The 16,077-nt window shown below is 44.4% G+C and carries 16 protein-coding genes; 7 read left to right on the forward strand and 9 right to left on the reverse strand.

The features are described 5' to 3' along the window. The first annotated feature begins 46 nt into the window (after positions 1-46). Positions 47-2,425: an ABC transporter permease gene (locus A37S_RS0110490; protein ID WP_028296941.1), complete on the forward strand. Its 2,379-nt coding sequence runs from the start codon at positions 47-49 to the stop codon at positions 2,423-2,425. Positions 2,426-2,536: 111 nt separating this feature from the next. On the opposite strand, the gene A37S_RS24370 is transcribed toward A37S_RS0110490, so the two are convergent. Next, on the reverse strand, positions 2,537-3,478 hold the full coding sequence (locus A37S_RS24370) for an NAD(P)-dependent alcohol dehydrogenase (protein ID WP_051293006.1): 942 nt from the start codon (positions 3,476-3,478) through the stop codon (positions 2,537-2,539). A 245-nt stretch (positions 3,479-3,723) separates the two neighbouring features. Between A37S_RS24370 and A37S_RS0110500 the strand changes: the two genes are divergently transcribed. Together A37S_RS0110500 and A37S_RS28295 are read left to right on the forward strand one after the other, a co-directional pair. Continuing rightward, entirely contained in the window at positions 3,724-3,921 is a 198-nt protein-coding gene (locus A37S_RS0110500; protein WP_211229764.1) for a hypothetical protein, read from the forward strand. Then, on the forward strand, positions 3,903-4,211 hold the full coding sequence (locus A37S_RS28295) for a type II toxin-antitoxin system RelE/ParE family toxin (protein ID WP_028296943.1): 309 nt from the start codon (positions 3,903-3,905) through the stop codon (positions 4,209-4,211). The genes A37S_RS0110500 and A37S_RS28295 overlap by 19 nt, the downstream gene beginning before the upstream one ends. A 48-nt stretch (positions 4,212-4,259) precedes the next feature. Here the strand turns inward: A37S_RS28295 and A37S_RS0110510 are convergent, their stop codons facing one another. Together A37S_RS0110510 and A37S_RS0110515 are read right to left on the reverse strand one after the other, a co-directional pair. After that, on the reverse strand, positions 4,260-6,791 hold the full coding sequence (locus A37S_RS0110510; protein WP_028296944.1) for an ABC transporter permease: 2,532 nt from the start codon (positions 6,789-6,791) through the stop codon (positions 4,260-4,262). Beyond that, the gene (locus tag A37S_RS0110515) at positions 6,788-7,456 is read right to left on the reverse strand and encodes an ABC transporter ATP-binding protein (protein WP_028296945.1); all 669 of its coding nucleotides are present in this window, start codon (positions 7,454-7,456) and stop codon (positions 6,788-6,790) included. Before A37S_RS0110515 ends, A37S_RS0110510 begins: the two co-directional genes overlap by 4 nt. A gap of 40 nt (positions 7,457-7,496) precedes the next feature. Here A37S_RS0110515 and A37S_RS0110520 point away from each other — a divergent pair, with 40 nt between their 5' ends. Continuing rightward, complete coding sequence (locus A37S_RS0110520) at positions 7,497-8,183, forward strand: arylesterase (protein ID WP_028296946.1); 687 nt, start codon at positions 7,497-7,499, stop codon at positions 8,181-8,183. Positions 8,184-8,252: 69 nt separating this feature from the next. Here A37S_RS0110520 and A37S_RS0110525 read toward each other — a convergent pair whose 3' ends face one another. From A37S_RS0110525 to A37S_RS0110535, 3 genes are all read right to left on the reverse strand, one after another. Next, positions 8,253-9,446 (reverse strand): TlpA disulfide reductase family protein, encoded by a 1,194-nt coding sequence (locus A37S_RS0110525; RefSeq protein WP_028296947.1) that lies wholly within the window; start codon positions 9,444-9,446, stop codon positions 8,253-8,255. Between the two features lie 478 nt (positions 9,447-9,924). Further along, positions 9,925-10,464 (reverse strand): hypothetical protein, encoded by a 540-nt coding sequence (locus tag A37S_RS0110530; protein ID WP_028296948.1) that lies wholly within the window; start codon positions 10,462-10,464, stop codon positions 9,925-9,927. A 139-nt stretch (positions 10,465-10,603) separates the two neighbouring features. Next, positions 10,604-11,269 carry a hypothetical protein gene (locus A37S_RS0110535; protein ID WP_028296949.1) on the reverse strand — a complete coding sequence of 222 codons (666 nt, stop codon included), beginning with the start codon at positions 11,267-11,269 and terminating at the stop codon, positions 10,604-10,606. Positions 11,270-11,494: 225 nt separating this feature from the next. On the opposite strand from A37S_RS0110535, the gene A37S_RS0110540 reads away from it, so the two are divergent. Continuing rightward, positions 11,495-13,444 (forward strand): tetratricopeptide repeat-containing sensor histidine kinase, encoded by a 1,950-nt coding sequence (locus A37S_RS0110540; protein ID WP_028296950.1) that lies wholly within the window; start codon positions 11,495-11,497, stop codon positions 13,442-13,444. Then, positions 13,431-14,048, forward strand: coding sequence for a response regulator (locus A37S_RS0110545; protein ID WP_028296951.1), 618 nt, complete (start codon positions 13,431-13,433; stop codon positions 14,046-14,048). The genes A37S_RS0110540 and A37S_RS0110545 overlap by 14 nt, the downstream gene beginning before the upstream one ends. 14 nt (positions 14,049-14,062) lie before the next feature. On the opposite strand, the gene A37S_RS0110550 is transcribed toward A37S_RS0110545, so the two are convergent. The 3 genes from A37S_RS0110550 to A37S_RS0110560 all read right to left on the reverse strand — a co-directional run bounded on the left by A37S_RS0110550 (position 14,063) and on the right by A37S_RS0110560 (position 15,636). Beyond that, a complete protein-coding gene (locus tag A37S_RS0110550) occupies positions 14,063-14,347 on the reverse strand; it encodes an ATP-binding protein (RefSeq protein WP_425414406.1) in 285 nt (94 codons plus the stop codon). Beyond that, entirely contained in the window at positions 14,248-14,469 is a 222-nt protein-coding gene (locus tag A37S_RS28300) for an Arm DNA-binding domain-containing protein (RefSeq protein WP_425414407.1), read from the reverse strand. Before A37S_RS28300 ends, A37S_RS0110550 begins: the two co-directional genes overlap by 100 nt. Before the next feature lie 603 nt (positions 14,470-15,072). Beyond that, positions 15,073-15,636: a hypothetical protein gene (locus A37S_RS0110560; protein ID WP_157278562.1), complete on the reverse strand. Its 564-nt coding sequence runs from the start codon at positions 15,634-15,636 to the stop codon at positions 15,073-15,075. A 216-nt stretch (positions 15,637-15,852) separates the two neighbouring features. Between A37S_RS0110560 and tnpA the strand changes: the two genes are divergently transcribed. Next, the coding region (gene tnpA, locus A37S_RS0110565) for an IS66 family insertion sequence element accessory protein TnpA (RefSeq protein ID WP_028296954.1) at positions 15,853-16,077 on the forward strand (225 nt) is incomplete at its 3' end.

Consider the following 16,077-nt stretch of genomic DNA (forward strand, 5'->3'; position numbering starts at 1 on the left):
TTAACTATGCAGTCATCCGAAAGCTGACTGCTGATATCTGATAACTATGCTAAAAAACTACATCAAAATTGCATTTAGAAACCTCATTCGGCACAAGTCGTTTTCCTTGTTGAATATCGCTGGACTGTCTGTTGGCATGGCATCCAGCATCCTGATCCTGCTGTGGGTGCAAAACGAAAAAAGCTACGATCGTTTTCACGCGAATGCCCACGAGATATACCGAATTACCGTTGAGTTTGGCGATGAATTTCATGCTGCCGTAAATCCTCCGCCTATGTCGGTAGAGCTGAAAGCAAAGATACCTGCCATCAAAAACATAGTGAGACTGACGCATCCAATGACCAGTGTTTTCTGGTACGATGATAAGCGCTTTGAAGAAAAGGGAGGCTTTTATACCGATTCCACGTTTTTGGATGTTTTTTCATTCCCCCTATTGGCAGGAGATGCCGCTACTGCCTTGAAAAGTCCCGATGCCATCCTGATTACCGAACGCATGGCAATAAAATACTTTGGCGATACCAACCCCATCGGCAAGACGCTACGAAGGGAAAACAACCAATCCAAGACAGTTACTGGAGTACTGGGCGATATTCCAGCCAATTCGCACCTGCAATTTGACTACCTCATGCCTTTGTCGTCCCTTGATAAAAATGATTGGACCTATCCCAGTGATGAATGGGGAAACTTTATCTACTATGCCTATATCCAATTGGAAAAAACATTCGAGCCGACAACAGTAAATCTTCTGGCATTGGAAAAACAGATGAATGACATCTACAAGATTCATCAGGATGAATCCGTGCTCAAATCTGCTTTCACAGCCCAACCGTTAAGGGACATACACCTACATTCCAATTTGCAGGTGGATCTTTCGGGACATGGAAACATCCAATACGTCAACATCTTGTTTATAGTGGCCATTTTTATCCTACTAGTAGCCTGCATCAATTTCATGAACCTGGCCACGGCACGCTCCAGTCGCAGGGCCAAGGAAGTGGGTATGCGCAAAGTGGTAGGTGCTGCCCGCAGCCAGCTTGTCGGACAGTTTCTGGGTGAATCTATATTCATTTCTCTCATTTCGCTTCTCCTAGCCATAGGCATGGTTTGGCTCGCGCTTCCCACCTTCAACTACCTGGCTGGAAAAGAATTAGCTATTACACTTTTTGATGGCAAGACCTTACTTTCGCTCTTGGGCATTGCCTTATTGACAGGGATCGTGGCCGGTAGCTACCCCGCCTTGTTCTTGTCCGGATTTCGACCAATTGCAGTACTTAAAGGGACACTATCCATCAAAGGAAGTGGAGGGCGTATCTTCCGCAATACCTTGGTCATTACGCAATTCGTTGTCTCCATAGTACTTTTGGTCGGCACGATGGTCGTATACCGTCAGTTGCACTACATGAAAGATCGAAATATAGGATATGAAAAATCAAACCTGATGTACGTCCCCATGAGTGGGGAGATATGGGGCAAACAAGAAGCCTACAAAAATGCACTGAAAGAAAACCCATTAACCACACGGTTTACGGTAATTGATGCGATACCTAGCAACCTGAAAAGTGGCACCATTGATCACGACTGGGAAGGCAAAGATCCCAATTCGCAAATCGTCATACCAGTTATGGATGTAAGCGAAAGCTTTTTTGAGGTGTTTCAGACCGAGCTGGCTGCTGGACGTGCTTTCTCTACTGATTTCAAGGGCGATTCAAGTAATTATATCATAAACGAAAAACTGTCAGGCATCATGGACCTAAATCCCGAAGAGGCCATAGGCAAACCCTTTAGCCTGTGGGGAAAACGAGGGATGATTGTGGGCGTGGTAAAAGATTTCAATTTCAAACCGGCTACCCAATCCATAGAGCCCATTGTCCTGCAATTGAACAATTGGGGAGGTATAGCAGTGGTACGCACCCAGCCAAAAGCCACTGAAGCGACCATCAAGGCGCTGGAAGAAATCAATGCGAAGCTCAATCCGGACTTTCCGTTTACTTATGGTTTTGTTGATCAGGATTTAAACAACTTATACGATGGCGAGCAAAGGCTGGCAAATCTGTTCAATTTGTTTGCCATACTTGCCATAGGCATATCCTGCTTGGGCTTATATGGTCTATCGGCCTTTGTTACGGAGCAAAAATTCAAGGAGATAGGCATCAGGAAGGTGCTTGGAGCCAGAGTAATCAGCATCGTCTACCTATTATCAAAGAATTTCATCAAATTAATACTGCTAGCCATCATCATTGCCACGCTATTGGCTTTGTATGCGCTAGAAAATTGGCTGAACAGTTTTGCCTACCGCATTGATATACAATGGTGGATATTTGCCTTGGCAGGATTAGCGGCAATTTTGGTAGCCCTTATTACGGTGGCCACACAAACCATTAAGGCCGCTTTGGCCAATCCCGTTGATTCGCTACGCGATGAATAATGATTGCTAAAAGCAAAGAGACCAGAGATTAAAGCTGCTGACAACTTACGCAAAGCTTTCGTCTTTCTGCTTTAACCTTTTAGCTTGGATTATATATCTAATGTCTAAGTACTAACTGATGGTAATCCCTATCTTTCCTACAATGCCTCCATGGGCCAATAGTTGATGTGCCTGCTCCAGCTCTTCCAAAGGGAAGGTGGCCGCTAGTGGCAACAGTAGCAGATGTCCTTCCGCTTGTTGTTTCAGATACAACAAATCGGCCGAACGAGGTTTTACGTTTACCATTTTCATCTTGCTTTCACAAAGCATGTCCATTGCTGTAGTTACCATACCCTTGATATGCTGTGTAGCTCCTCGCGTGGTAATGAAGCGAGCGTGCTCATGGAGATGCTCTTTCATATCGCTATAGGTATATTTTCCTGCGGCATCAAAAATCAGGTCATATTTGGCTTCGCTGGGTATGCGCTGCCTTTCGTAATCGATCACCACATCGCAGCCTAATTCTTTGGCCTGATCGCGGTGGCCTTCCCTGCACACACCGCTGACATGCGCCTCTAATCCCTTTGCCAATTGTACGGCAGAAGCCCCAACACCTCCGGTACACCCGGTAATCAATACGGTATCTTCCCTACGTATATGGCCTATACTGAATAGGGATTGATAAGCCGTAAGGCCTACAAGAGGAATGATGCCTGCCTGCAAATAGCTTAAATTGGCCGGCTTCAAAACGGCCCATGATTCGTCAACCACTATTTCCTCGGCAAACGTTCCTCCGTGCAGCACGGGCGTCATCCCAAAAACCTCGTCCCCTTCCTTGAACAAACGACTCTTAGAGGCAAGAACCCGACCGCAAAAGTCGTTTCCAATAATTTGATTGCTCGTTCCCATTAGGTTGAGCAAAGATTTCCCCATCCGCATGATGGCATCGACCGGATTGACCGAAGAAGCGAAATTTCTCACCAATAGCTGACCCGCCTTAATAACTGGGCTTGGTAATTCTTTGATCCTAAATTTCGGGGAGGTTCCTATTCCTTCCAATACTGCCGCTTTCATATGAAAAACTTAAACACTGTGAAATAACAACAGGTAATTTATGCTTTTGTGCGTGCACTATTGTTTGCTCTGTATCATTTTACAAAGAGCTGCCGGAAAGAAACAAGAATTTAGGGTACTATAACTCAATGATATGGATATGAATTGTTATTATGGATTTCCGTTGTTATATTTGTACGACACAAAGGTTTGTTATCATGGCCAATTCGGTAAATCATCTTAGAAGTACCTTAATCGATAAATTGATGGCTATCAATAACGAAGGTTATTTAGAGGCATTAAACAATCTTATCGATAAAAGCGGAGTAACCAAAGACACTTATTCACCTACAGAAGCCCAAACAGAAATGCTGATGATGAGCGAACAAGACATCAAGCACGGACTCCTTTTTTCCCAAGAAAAATTGGATGAAGAAGATTTGAAATGGCTAGACCAACTGTAGTATGGACCCAAACGGCGATAAAGCAACGAAGGGCTGTCTTTCGATATTGGACTGAACGAAATGGATCTCCAGAATACGCTAAGAAACTCTTAAAACAAATAAAGTCACGCATAAACTTAATCGTTAATCACCCCGAAGCCTGTATACCCACTGATTTTCCAAACACCCGAATGACGACTATGGGTCACTTCGGTCTCTTTTACAGACATGTAGACAATCAAATCATTATCATGGCTTTTTGGGACAATCGACAAGATCCAAAAAAGCTTAGAGCTTTGCTAGATAATTAAAAGCCTCCAATAAGCCTATCGGCAAAAGTGTAATTTCCCACTGGCCTATTACTCCTTGCGAAGTACCTCCAATGGCGACTGCCTTAAAATAGATAAGCTATTGATCACCCCGATGAAAACGGTCAGAGCAGAAACGGAGAGCACCAACAGCAATACGCCTCCCATAGGAGGGATAAAAGAAGTTTCGAAAACAAAAACGGCCAATAGACTGCTTCCCAGCACGGCCAACATTATACCCGTAAAGGAAGCCAGCACGCCCAAAAAGAGGTATTCGCATAGGGTGATTACCAAAATCTGCCTACGGCTGGCGCCCAAAGTGCGCAACAGCACATTTTCCCTAATACGCTGGTATTTGCTGATCATGACCGAAGCGATCAACACAACCAGTCCCGTCAATATGCTGAAACCGCCGATAAACTGGATGACAAAGCCAATTTTCTCCAATAGACTGTCCAGCACCTCCAAGATCATATTGAGATCGAGCACCGATATATTGGGAAAGCGGCTTACGATCAGCTGTTGGAAAGCGGCCGACTCGCTTTCGCTATTAATCCGGGTCATCAGTACATGGAACTGGGGCGCTTGGTCTATCGTCCCTTTGGCAAAGACCAATCTGAAATTGGTCTGAAAGCGGTTCCAATCCACTTCCCTAAAACTGCTCACTATCGCGGGCACCGTCACCCCTTGCACGTTCAGCAATAACCTGTCTCCTACCTGTACACCGATACGTTCGGCATAGCGCTTTTCCAATGACACCTGTCCCGTATCGCCTTGCATGACCTCTCCTATCCATTTGCCATCCGTAATTTTCTCGGATTCAAACAAGGAGTCGCGATAGGTAGCTCTAATCTCTCCACGAAAAGCGCGTTGCGACAGCTCGCTTGTGCTGTCTGACCGTATATCGGCCATCGTATGCCCGTTTATGGCCGCTATCTGCATGGTCACAATGGGCACTTCCTGCATCACGGGCAAACCGGCATCCAGGGTCAAGTGCTTTACCGAATCCTTTTGTCCGGTTTGTATATCAAAAAGCACCATATTGGCCTGATTGTTAGAAGAGGCCATGCTCACCCGCTCCAAGAGCATATCCTGCACAAAAAACAAGGTGGCAATAAACGCCGTACCTAGACCAATAGAAACTAGCAACACCAAGGTTTGGTTATGTGGCCTATATAAGTTGGCCAACCCCTGACGCCAAAGGTAGGGCCACTTGCTTGGAAAATGGCGCCTTATGAGATAGACAAATCCCTTTGCCACACCATACAGCAGGGCAAAAGTGAAAGCTATGCCTAGCATGAAAAAGAAGGTCTGCATCCAGTCGCGCAACTGCCATCTGGCAAAGACCACCACAAATACGACAATCAATGAATAGATCCACCACCTTAGGGGATCCTTCCATGACGGGGCGGTCTCCTCATTCACGCGCAAGGTATTCAGGGGCGAAATATGGCGTACTGCCACCAAGGGTACCAAGGCAAAGAGGATAGAAATTACCATGCCCAATCCCACACCTTGTACGATGGCCGGCCAGGAGACTTGGCTGCTCAAAGCAACAGGAAGGAAATCCTGCATCACCAAAGGCAGGAAGTATTGGATCATAGTACCCAGCAAGGCCCCCAATATGCCCCCCGCCAATCCAATCCCTGCTATCTGAACCAAAAAAATGAAGAAAGCCTGCCTAGCGCTCGTGCCGAGGCAACGCAATATGGCTACCGTAACCAATTTTTCACGTACATAGATATGTACGGCACTGGACACACCTATACAGCCCAAGAGCAGAGCTATAAACCCCACCAAGCCCATGAAATCTGCTACATCCGAAAAAGAACGTCCGGCACTTTCCTTGGTAGAGGCTATGGTAGCGCTTTGCAATTGCAGTTCCTCCAATCGATCGTCCAGCTGCTTTACCAAGTCGTCCACTCGGAAACCTTGCGGAAACTTAAAATAGTAACGGTATTCTATGCGGCTGCCTACTTGTTGCAAGCCAGTGCCTTCCAAATAGCGAAGCGGAACATATACCGTTGGCGCCATGGCGCCCGAAAAGGCTGTCTGTCCAGGTGAATTGATCAAGCTACCACTGATACTGAAATCGCTCACGCCCAATTGGAGGGTATCTTGCACCTCGGCACCAAACTGCAGCATCAAGGTTTTGTCTACCAGTACCGATTGCTCCTGTCCAAAGTGCAGGGCCCCTTCCACCGGTACTGTCTCCAAAGTGCCATAGAAAGGAAAAGCGCCAGACAAAGCACGCACCTGGACCAGACGCGATCCATTGGCCTTGGGAAAACGTGCCATGGATACAAAACGTTCTTCACGGGCATGATCTTCACTCAGACCAATGAGAGAATCGACAAATGCCAGCGCAGCCTCGCTGGGCTTGCGCCTGCTTTCCAGTTCCAGATCGGCCCCAATAAGGCCAGCTGCCTGATCGTCGATATCGCGCTTCAGATTGGCATTGAAGGAATACATGGCTACCAATGACGCAATACCCAATACAATGGACGCTATGAAGAGAAACAACCTCGATCGGCTTTTTCTGCTGTCGCGCCATGCCATTCGGAAAATCCATCGCCAGTTCAATGTATCCTCCCTCCCTTTATATGTATGATGCGCTGCGTCTTTGCCGCTAGATCCAGATCGTGCGTCACCAGTACCAATGTCGTACCCGCCTCCCGGTTGAGCTGAAAAAGCAGTTCTTCCACCAACTGGCCGGTTTCTGCATCGAGATTGCCCGTCGGCTCATCGGCAAAGAGGATCTTGGGCTTGTTTGCAAATGCCCTGGCCAGGGAGACCCGCTGTTGTTCACCACCGGAAAGCTGCGACGGATAATGCGCAGCTCTGCTGGCTAAACCCACCTTTTCCAATAATTCAATAGCCATACCGGACGCATCCCTGACGCCATGAAGCTCCATGGGCACCATCACATTCTCCAGGGCCGTAAGGGTGGGCAAAAGCTGGAAGTTTTGAAAGATAAAACCCACATGGGCATTGCGCACCTGGGCCAACTCATCTTCGCTAAGCCCGTTAAGCGCTATTTCATTGAGCAATACTGTTCCATCACTACACTGATCGAGCCCGGCACAAAGCCCCAGCAAGGTTGTTTTGCCGCTCCCGGAAGGGCCTACAATGGCTGCGGTAGCCCCCGTCTCTATCTCAAAACTGATATCTCTTAATACTGGAATAGTAACCCCCCTAAGGGTATAGTTCTTGGAAACCTGCTGTAGCTGAAGAATACTTGCTGCCATAAATGATTGATGTAATTGGGATAATGCTTAATTTAGTCCCATGATATTTATTAGACGTTGCGCCTACCTGATTGTTACCTGTATGTTGCTATCTTGCAATAACAATGACAAAGGAAATACAAGCACACAAGATAACAAGGATAAGGAAAATGTGGCAGAAAATACGGAGCCAAAGCGGAACATTCTGTTTTTTGGCAATAGTTTGACAGCCGGCTATGGCTTGGATGACCAACAGCTGGCATTTCCTGCGCTTATTCAGGTGAAGATTGACTCCTTGGGATTACCTTACCAGTGCATCAACGCCGGTTTGAGTGGAGAGACTAGCGCAGGAGGAAATGAGCGCATCGATTGGCTATTGAAACAACCCGTTGATATCTTTGTACTGGAACTAGGTGCCAACGATGGCCTTAGGGGAATATCAACTGAATCTACCTACGAGAATCTTGCCAAGATAGTAGAAAAAGTCCGCAAGGCATATCCGGATTGCGAACTGGTTTTGGCGGGCATGATGGTCCCGCCCAGCATGGGACAAACTTATTTTGATGAATTCAAAGGGATATATCCCAAACTGGCAAAGGAATATAAGATGACCTTGGTTCCTTTCCTATTGGATCAGGTAGCAGGCATAGAGAAACTGAATCAGGGAGATGGCATACATCCCACGGAAGAAGGGCAGAAAATCGTTGCCGAAAACGTATGGACAGTGATGGAACCTCTCATGAAATGATCCTCTAAAAAAATTGGCATTATGCTCCAATAGGGAGAATAAAAGAGTACCTGAGTACGGGATAGGATATTAATTTTCCCGAAGATATTTTTCAAGGTCTACAAATAGTCCAGAATCAGCTTCTCTGTCCAGCATCTCGTATTTTCCTAGAACGATTCCGCCTTTTTTTATCAATATGTAAGCTGGAATACTCGCAATATTAAACAGTCCTATGAAATCCTTAGATTCGTCAGAGGTCACTCCCAATAAAGCATGTTTCCATTTACCATTCCCGTTTTTGGAAATTTCACTTTTCCATTTCTGTTCGTTAAAATCAAAAGAAACTCCAACAACCCGTAGTTCATCGTTAGCATATTGTTCACTTATTTCCTGAAGCAAGGGTGCCATTTCCATACATGGTATGCACCATGTCGCCCAGAGATCCAGTATCACAAAGCTGTCCTTCCATAAGGAGTCTAGTGAAAAAGAAATACCATTTGAATCTGTCAGGAGAAAGTTCGGCGCAATATCCCCAACGTTAAGTACCGCAATGTTCTTTGCTTCAAACATTTTTTTCGATACTTCTTTCCCGTAATGGGTGTTTTGAATTAAAGGATCAAGATAGTTATAATAGTACTCAACGGTATCAATATCCATTTTATCTACGTGAAACCATAGCAAAAAAGCACTTACTACCTCATCTTTGTTATGCTTTACAAACTGCAAATCTATTGCTTGAATAAGGTCAATTAATCCTGAAATTTGTTTAATCAGATCGTCTACGATCCTCTTTCGCTCCGTCTCACTTCCAATAAATGACGAATCCCGCACTGCCGACAGCTTTGATTTCAAAGAGTCAATGGAATAAGCGAGATCCTCTTTCGAACCTTCATGTTCGGACAATAAACTATGAGAGCGAGATCCTTTTACAATTGCGTCTTTAAAATTGTTGTGTACCAAATGAACCATCATGTCTCCAATCTCCAAAAAGAGGAATATCTGATTTAGCTCATCAAGCGTATCGGATTCGTTTTGCAATTGCAACCTAGCGAATGTAGGCTCGCTTATTTTGCCATTGATCTGAAAATGGCCATTTTCTATGTTTACAGAATCAACAACCCAATTTCCCTTAACGTCAGAATAGGACAATTTGATTATCCCATCGCTAATTCCTTTTATATCCCCTTTGAGCGTATAGCTATCTCCGGAATCGGTTTGTGCGTGAGTTGCCGATGAAACGGGAAAAAAGATAAAACACAATATAAAACATCTGGCAAGTGACATAAATCTTAATTATAGATTAATTAATTGGCTATGTTGCGGTTCATACGAGGCATTTTGGTCTACGATACTTTCAAAGTTAACAGCCAAAAAATTCTAAATCGGCAAATTAAAATGTCAGCCCTATTATTGACTAAAGAAAAATGGTTTTATTTTATAGCGTAAAAAAACTAAAGGGCAAACTCATAAAATTTGTTAATTGGTTTTAAACTAATACTTCTCCAAAAGTAGTTTTCTTATCTAAGAACGCATTTTTTGACTAAAAGTTTTCTTACAGTAAAATTCCCGACAAAAGCGTATCATGATAGCTATCCACCGAACCAAAATCACCTAAAATCCTATTCGGAAGCGTGCAAACAACCCTGCTGAAATGACAGCTCTCATGATACATCATTTTGAACCGACACTTCATAAAAAAGAGACAGCCACACATTAGACTGTCTCGTGCAAACGAATTGATACCGGGAAATTTTTCTTGAGCTTAGAATTTAAAACTTATACCTACTCCCAATACGGATACTCCATATCCCAATTCCGCATAGACACCTAGATTTTCTCCCAAAAACCACCTGGCACCCAGAAATCCCGATAGACCGATCCCACTGCCGTAATTTCCCGATAGATCCGCGCCATTTCCCTCTGCACTGTATTTCACGATATTGTACGCCAGCATCGCTCCGCCATAGACATCCAATTTAGGAGTCGAAGTAAAACCGTTATAGTGATAGGCTCCTCGTGCCCCCACCACCACGTAGTTCCATTTGGCCGTATACCCCAAATCAGTATACTTGTAGCCGGTATTTCCCACATACCCCCCGAGGCTGATAACCCCAGGACCGCCGGCATCCCACACTCCATGATCCAACGACAGGCTAATGGCGGGGCGGGCGTTCCCAAGTCCGCCTAAAGCCGTTCCCAAACCAATACCAATATTTGCAGCTGTTGTTCCTTTTTGGAAAGGTTGCGCACTGGCAGCTGTAGTCATGAAGATTGCCAAGAGGCTAAAGATTATTTTTTTCATCGTTTTTGAATTTATTTGTTTTTGTTTTAAAATATTTGATACTCTTCTTGTAAGAAGCGGTAGATACCCGATTGATGAACCCCAGTCAATATCCGCCGATTGAATAAAGAACCGCCCTAACCATGCAGCCTATTACCTGTTATTTCTGACAATCGCACGTGGCACCGCCGACTAATTCGCCGTTCTGCACGATCTCGGTGAAATGCTTTCTTCCCATTTTCATTTCTAATTCCACCTCGGCGGTCCGTTCCACCCCTGGAGAATCTACATCGACCACGAAAGCCATTCCCGACATTTTCAGCCATAGTCGTTGGGCCGAATTTTCCAGAACGTCAACCGTAAAGTTTGGCAATTTGTATCCTCCTGGATGCATATAGCCGCCCTCTGTATGAGTATAAAGAGGAAATGCTGTAAACTCGGGCGTGCTAAAGGGCATAGTTTGAAAAACTACGCCAGGATAAGAGCCTTTGGGCAATTTACTGTTCAGGAGTGCATATCCCGCCAGGGTAAATAAAGCATTATTGGATGAGTTTGCCTTGGCCTGTGAGATATCAAAAACAAACCCTCCTCCGTTTTCAGGATTTGCACTGAGAACGAGTATCATTTTGTCTTGACCAAACGTATTTGGAAGCGTAGTTGCGCCATCAATGGCGAGACTATACCAGCACTCGCCTTTCGACGCCCCCAATCCTGCATAGCAGGGGCTTTCCTCATCATCGGGATCGCAGTCTTCCTTGTCTTTGGAGCAGGAACCAAGTGCTAATACCAATAGTATCAGCCAGCTAATGTTGATGTACTGTTTCATGTTAACTATTTTTTATTTTCGATATAATGCATTGATAAGGTTAAATTTTCCTTTGGGTATTTCCCATTCTATTTCCATAATATTCCCTTTTCGTAATAATTGGTAGACAAAGGTAATATCGCGACGACGCCCTACTTACCCCCAAAAAGGGGTTTTTATTCGGCATAAATGAGTTAACTTTGTTAAAGGAAATGGCAACTATACCAGTATATTGATTTCTATACGATGAAAAGACGGATCAATAAACACATATCAACCTTCCAGCTCTTGCTGTGCTTCGTTTGGGTATGGATACCGGGAATTGTATCGGCACAACAATCTTTGGATTCAATGGAGCAAGTATTGTCAACAAAGAAGTTGACTTACGAAGAAAAAATCAAGATATACGATGATCTCTCTTGGTTTTATACTAACAGTAATATAACCCGTTCCATAGATTTCGGTAAAAAAGGCTTGACACTAGCCCAAAAAAACAAGGACGAAAAAATGGAAGCCACTTTCTACAAAAACCTGGGCGTAGCCTATTACATGGGAGGTGTACATGATACCGCAATGATCTACCTGGAACAAGCCTGGCCTATTGTAGAAAAACTGCAGGAATATAGGCTGCAAGCCGCTATATACAACACCTACGCCAATATCTATCTTGTTCAAAGCCAATACGATAAGACACTGGAGAATTATCTTGCCGCTGTAAAGATTTTGGAGGACCATAACGATATCCAAAAACTTACATTACTATATTCCAATATTGCCGGGGTTTATCAGCGGATGAAAAACTATGCCCCGGCGATCAAATATTTCGAAATGGCCGAGAAATTGGCCATACAGACGGACGACCGGGAAGGTCTTGCCAGCATTTATGTTTCCCTAAGCGATATGGCACTTTATCAGGAAAAGCCCAAAGAGGTATCGGTAGATTATGCCCGGAAAGCGCTTGAAATTTTCAAAGAAATCGGCAATAAACATTCGGAAAACTATGCTTTGCAGACCTTAGCAAAAGCCTATTACCATCATGATGACTATATTGCCGCGGAGCCTATGGCTCGAGAAGCCGTGATGCAAGCGAAAGAGCTGGGATTCCCCCATTTAACCGCATCTGCCTTAATTATCAATTCCAATGTACACTTCCATCAAGGACAATACACCCAATCGGCTGAGCTGGCAAGAGAGGTGTTAGAGACCGACTCCACAGACAATAACATCACCATGAACGCCTATGTGAACCTGGCACGGGCCAATGCCTACCTCGGACATCCAGAGCTTACCGAAAAGTACCTGGATCATTACCGTGAAAGGTTGGATCATTACGCTAACGAAACATACCAAAACTCCCTCTCCGGCATGGAGGTAAAATATGAGACCGAGAAGAAACAACTCAAAATACAGGCATTGGAGAAACAACGCCAATTGTATATCTGGTTGGGTGTTGCAGCTGCTGTTATTCTGCTTGTTGCATTAGCGTTTGCTTTTATACGCTACCGCCTGGCCGTGAGCAAACGAAAACTGGCCGAGAAAGAGGCACAGCGCATGGAACAGGAAAAGCAATTGGTGGCGGTACAGGCTACATTGGATGGAGAGGCTGCCGAGCGCACGCGACTGGCAAAAGACCTGCACGATGGGCTGGGCAGTATGTTGTCGCTGGTGAAGTTCAACCTGCCACAGGTAAATGGCGATGCGGTATTGGAAGCCGTAGATGTTTCCCGCTTTCGGAAAGCATTGGGCATGCTCGATGATTCCATACGGGAACTCCGCCGCGTGGCACATCACATGATGCCCGAATCCCTCCTGCGCCATGGGCTAAAGGCTTCCTTGTCCGATTTCTGCTCGGCCATTCCCAATGCTAATTTTCATTATTTTGGCAACGAAACCCGTTTGCCCGAAAAACTGGAGATCATGATTTACCGTTGCATCCACGAGTTGACGAGCAATGCACTCAAGCATGCGCAAGCGAGCCACATTAACGTGCAGCTGGTACAAGAAGAAGACCGCATATCTTTCACGGTGCAAGACGATGGCATAGGTTTCAACCAGGAGGAGGTGACGGAGGGCATGGGCTTAAAAAATGTGCGGCAACGTGTAGCAGCTTTCCAAGGGGAGGTGAATATTTATTCTTCCGAACAGGGCACCGAAATTCATGTTGAATTGGAATTAGCAAAAGATGAAAATGATTAAGGTAGCTATTGTAGACGACCACAAAATCCTCACCGAGGGACTGGAGAGCCTGATTACTGAATCGGGTATAGCCATCGTTGTCGGCGTGGCACATAGTGCCGCCGAATGCAGGCTGTCGCTCGGCTTCTGGAAACCGGACGTGTTGCTCTTGGACGTTGGATTGCCCGATATCAGTGGGCTGGATTTCTGTAAAGAGATAAAGGAGGAATTTCCTGTCATCAAGGTTTTGGCCTTAACTACCCATAGCGAGTACACCGTCGTTCGACAGATGTTGGACAATGGTGCCTCGGGATACCTGATCAAGAATGCCATGGCCGAAGAGGTGTTGGCCGGAATAAAAGCCGTTGCGGCAGGAGAAACGTTCTTATGCCACGAGATTGACCTGTTGATGAAGCGCCCATCTGAAAAAAATATCTGGTTAAGTCCTCGCGAACGGGAACTGCTTCGACTCATTTCGGAAGGTTTTACCAACACAGAAATTGCGGACCAGATTTTTCTAAGCCCCGAAACCATTCGTGGTTATCGCAAGAACCTTCTACTCAAGCTCGGTGCTAAAAACACAGCGGTATTGGTCAAGATAGCGGTTGAACAAAAGCTGATATAGTCAGCCCCAAATGCTCAAAGCGGGAATAGGGTTACCGAAAATCCGCCCTCTTGTTCAACAAGTTCGGGTTCGGGTAGTTCAGCTTGTTTACAGGTTTCAATAATACGAATTGTTCCACTTCCCCAACTGTCAATCAGTCCACCTTTAAAACAAACATCGGCAATAATCGGATTACGTGGATTTGACCAATGTGGTCTTTTTAATGCCTCTGAATTAATCCCTTCGGGCAATGTTCCACCATTCCAAACGTTAATACTATCGTCATACTCCTCTTGCCGTCTACCGTTATCCTCGCATATATCGGGCATTCGCCCCGCTCGTTGGGTCTCTTCCTGATGTAAAAAACGACCCCAAAACTGCTCTTCCTGCTTTCCATATCTACCTCCGACTCTAAGTTCTCATACGTTTTCCCCCGACACATGTGGATACATTTGTACACTATCTAAAAGCAGTTCACCGTAACGGCAAATAGAACGGTACCAAAGCATGCCAAAAGGCATCAAGATAAAATACGCAAAACATTGAAAACCAACACTTTAATTGAATACCAGTGAACAAATGTACATCATCGGAATCGTTCACCGAATAGTACACCGGAACTTTGGTTTTATATGAACAGTTTGGGGTGAAATAAAAAGAAAAAAGCCCCTAAAACACATGTTTTAGGGGCTTTTGGTGTATTTTGACACCTAAAAAGTCGGGGTGGCAGGATTTTCCACCGCACCTCTAATGTGTTGATTATATTAATGTTAACAAGTAATCTGTCAAGATAGGTAACCGAATAGGTCTCCTTTAATCTGACCTACTTTGTAGGCTTTTTTGTTCTCCCGATAGAACCTTTTCCAATCAGTCAATGTACTTTGTTATCATAAAGATACGAAAATCTCCCGATAATAACAATCTTTTTTTCATAGAATTAGGTCGACAAATCAATTCCGTAAACAGCCAAAGCGAGAACAGCGCAGGGCAAGAGCGGTGGGGTTTCGCAAGCCACAAATGAGCGAGGGGAAATTTCCCTATTCATTTATAGGTCTTCAAAATCTTCGTCCTCTTCTGGAAAGTATAAGTCATCCCTACCTATCAAGCTAATTTGTTCACATCGTTCTTTGGTCATTGATCTATCTTCCAGTACAGATTCCATTTCATCCAGAATATTGTTGTTATTCCTAATGTCCATTAGAAATCTAATATATTCTGTACTATTATAGTTCTCAAGGGGAAGTGGTTCAATTGATTTAATTAATCTTGTCATTCCATCATCTAATTTCCCGGAATGCAATAGAATTAAAATTTCCTTTTGTAGGTGCCGTTCCTTTTCAAACGTAAATTCCTTTGCAACAAATATTTTATATGCTTTAGAATACGTTGTTACCTCATGTGTGAAAAGACCAAGCCTAGCGGTTTCCTTACGCACCACTTCGTAAAATTCAGTCGTGATCTCGCCAATTAATTTACCAATGAATTTTTTAACGCGCGTGCTATTGGCAACCATAGGTTGAATGCCTTGTTCCTCTGTTACGTTCAATTCTTCTTTAAGAAAATTCACAAACCCATGTAGATCTTGATTTTTTTCATAAACTGATTCCAAATTATATCGACTATAGCGTGTAGATTTGTAAAAGTTACTTATAAACTGCAACAGCTTTATGTGTTGCTTGCCCAAATTGACTGTATGATTCTTTTTTATACGTTTGAGAAGCTCAAGATGATTGTGAGTAATCAATGTTTTTTCAAACCCTTCCTGATCTGTAATCTTCCCCGAAAACAGCTACGAATATTAATGTAGTTTTATAATTTAGGGACAATGAAAAAAAGTACGTTTAGTGAATCACAGATCATCAAGATTTTGAAGCAGCAGGAATCGGGCGCATCGGTTACGGATATCTGCCGTGAACATGGCATCAGCCAAGGCACCTTTTACGGATGGAAGAGTAAATATTCAGGCATGGATGCCTCACAGCTCAAACAGATGAAAGATATGGAACGGGAGCTGGCACAGTATAAGAAGATAGTTGCCGAGCAGACCCTA

Origin of the sequence: Olivibacter sitiensis DSM 17696, assembly GCF_000427965.1 — a bacterium.
GTDB lineage: Bacteria > Bacteroidota > Bacteroidia > Sphingobacteriales > Sphingobacteriaceae > Olivibacter > Olivibacter sitiensis.

Coding starts and splice junctions, on each gene's coding strand:
- A37S_RS0110490 (WP_028296941.1), top strand. CDS start 47: ATGCTAAAAAACTACATCAAAATTGCATTTAGAAACCTCATTCGGCAC.
- A37S_RS0110535 (WP_028296949.1), bottom strand. CDS start 11,269: ATGAAACAGTACATCAACATTAGCTGGCTGATACTATTGGTATTAGCA.
- A37S_RS0110500 (WP_211229764.1), top strand. CDS start 3,724: ATGGCTATCAATAACGAAGGTTATTTAGAGGCATTAAACAATCTTATC.
- A37S_RS28300 (WP_425414407.1), bottom strand. CDS start 14,469: ATGTGTCGGGGGAAAACGTATGAGAACTTAGAGTCGGAGGTAGATATG.
- A37S_RS24370 (WP_051293006.1), bottom strand. CDS start 3,478: ATGAAAGCGGCAGTATTGGAAGGAATAGGAACCTCCCCGAAATTTAGG.
- A37S_RS0110530 (WP_028296948.1), bottom strand. CDS start 10,464: ATGAAAAAAATAATCTTTAGCCTCTTGGCAATCTTCATGACTACAGCT.
- A37S_RS0110525 (WP_028296947.1), bottom strand. CDS start 9,446: ATGTCACTTGCCAGATGTTTTATATTGTGTTTTATCTTTTTTCCCGTT.
- A37S_RS0110520 (WP_028296946.1), top strand. CDS start 7,497: ATGATATTTATTAGACGTTGCGCCTACCTGATTGTTACCTGTATGTTG.
- A37S_RS28295 (WP_028296943.1), top strand. CDS start 3,903: ATGGCTAGACCAACTGTAGTATGGACCCAAACGGCGATAAAGCAACGA.
- A37S_RS0110540 (WP_028296950.1), top strand. CDS start 11,495: ATGAAAAGACGGATCAATAAACACATATCAACCTTCCAGCTCTTGCTG.
- A37S_RS0110545 (WP_028296951.1), top strand. CDS start 13,431: ATGAAAATGATTAAGGTAGCTATTGTAGACGACCACAAAATCCTCACC.
- A37S_RS0110515 (WP_028296945.1), bottom strand. CDS start 7,456: ATGGCAGCAAGTATTCTTCAGCTACAGCAGGTTTCCAAGAACTATACC.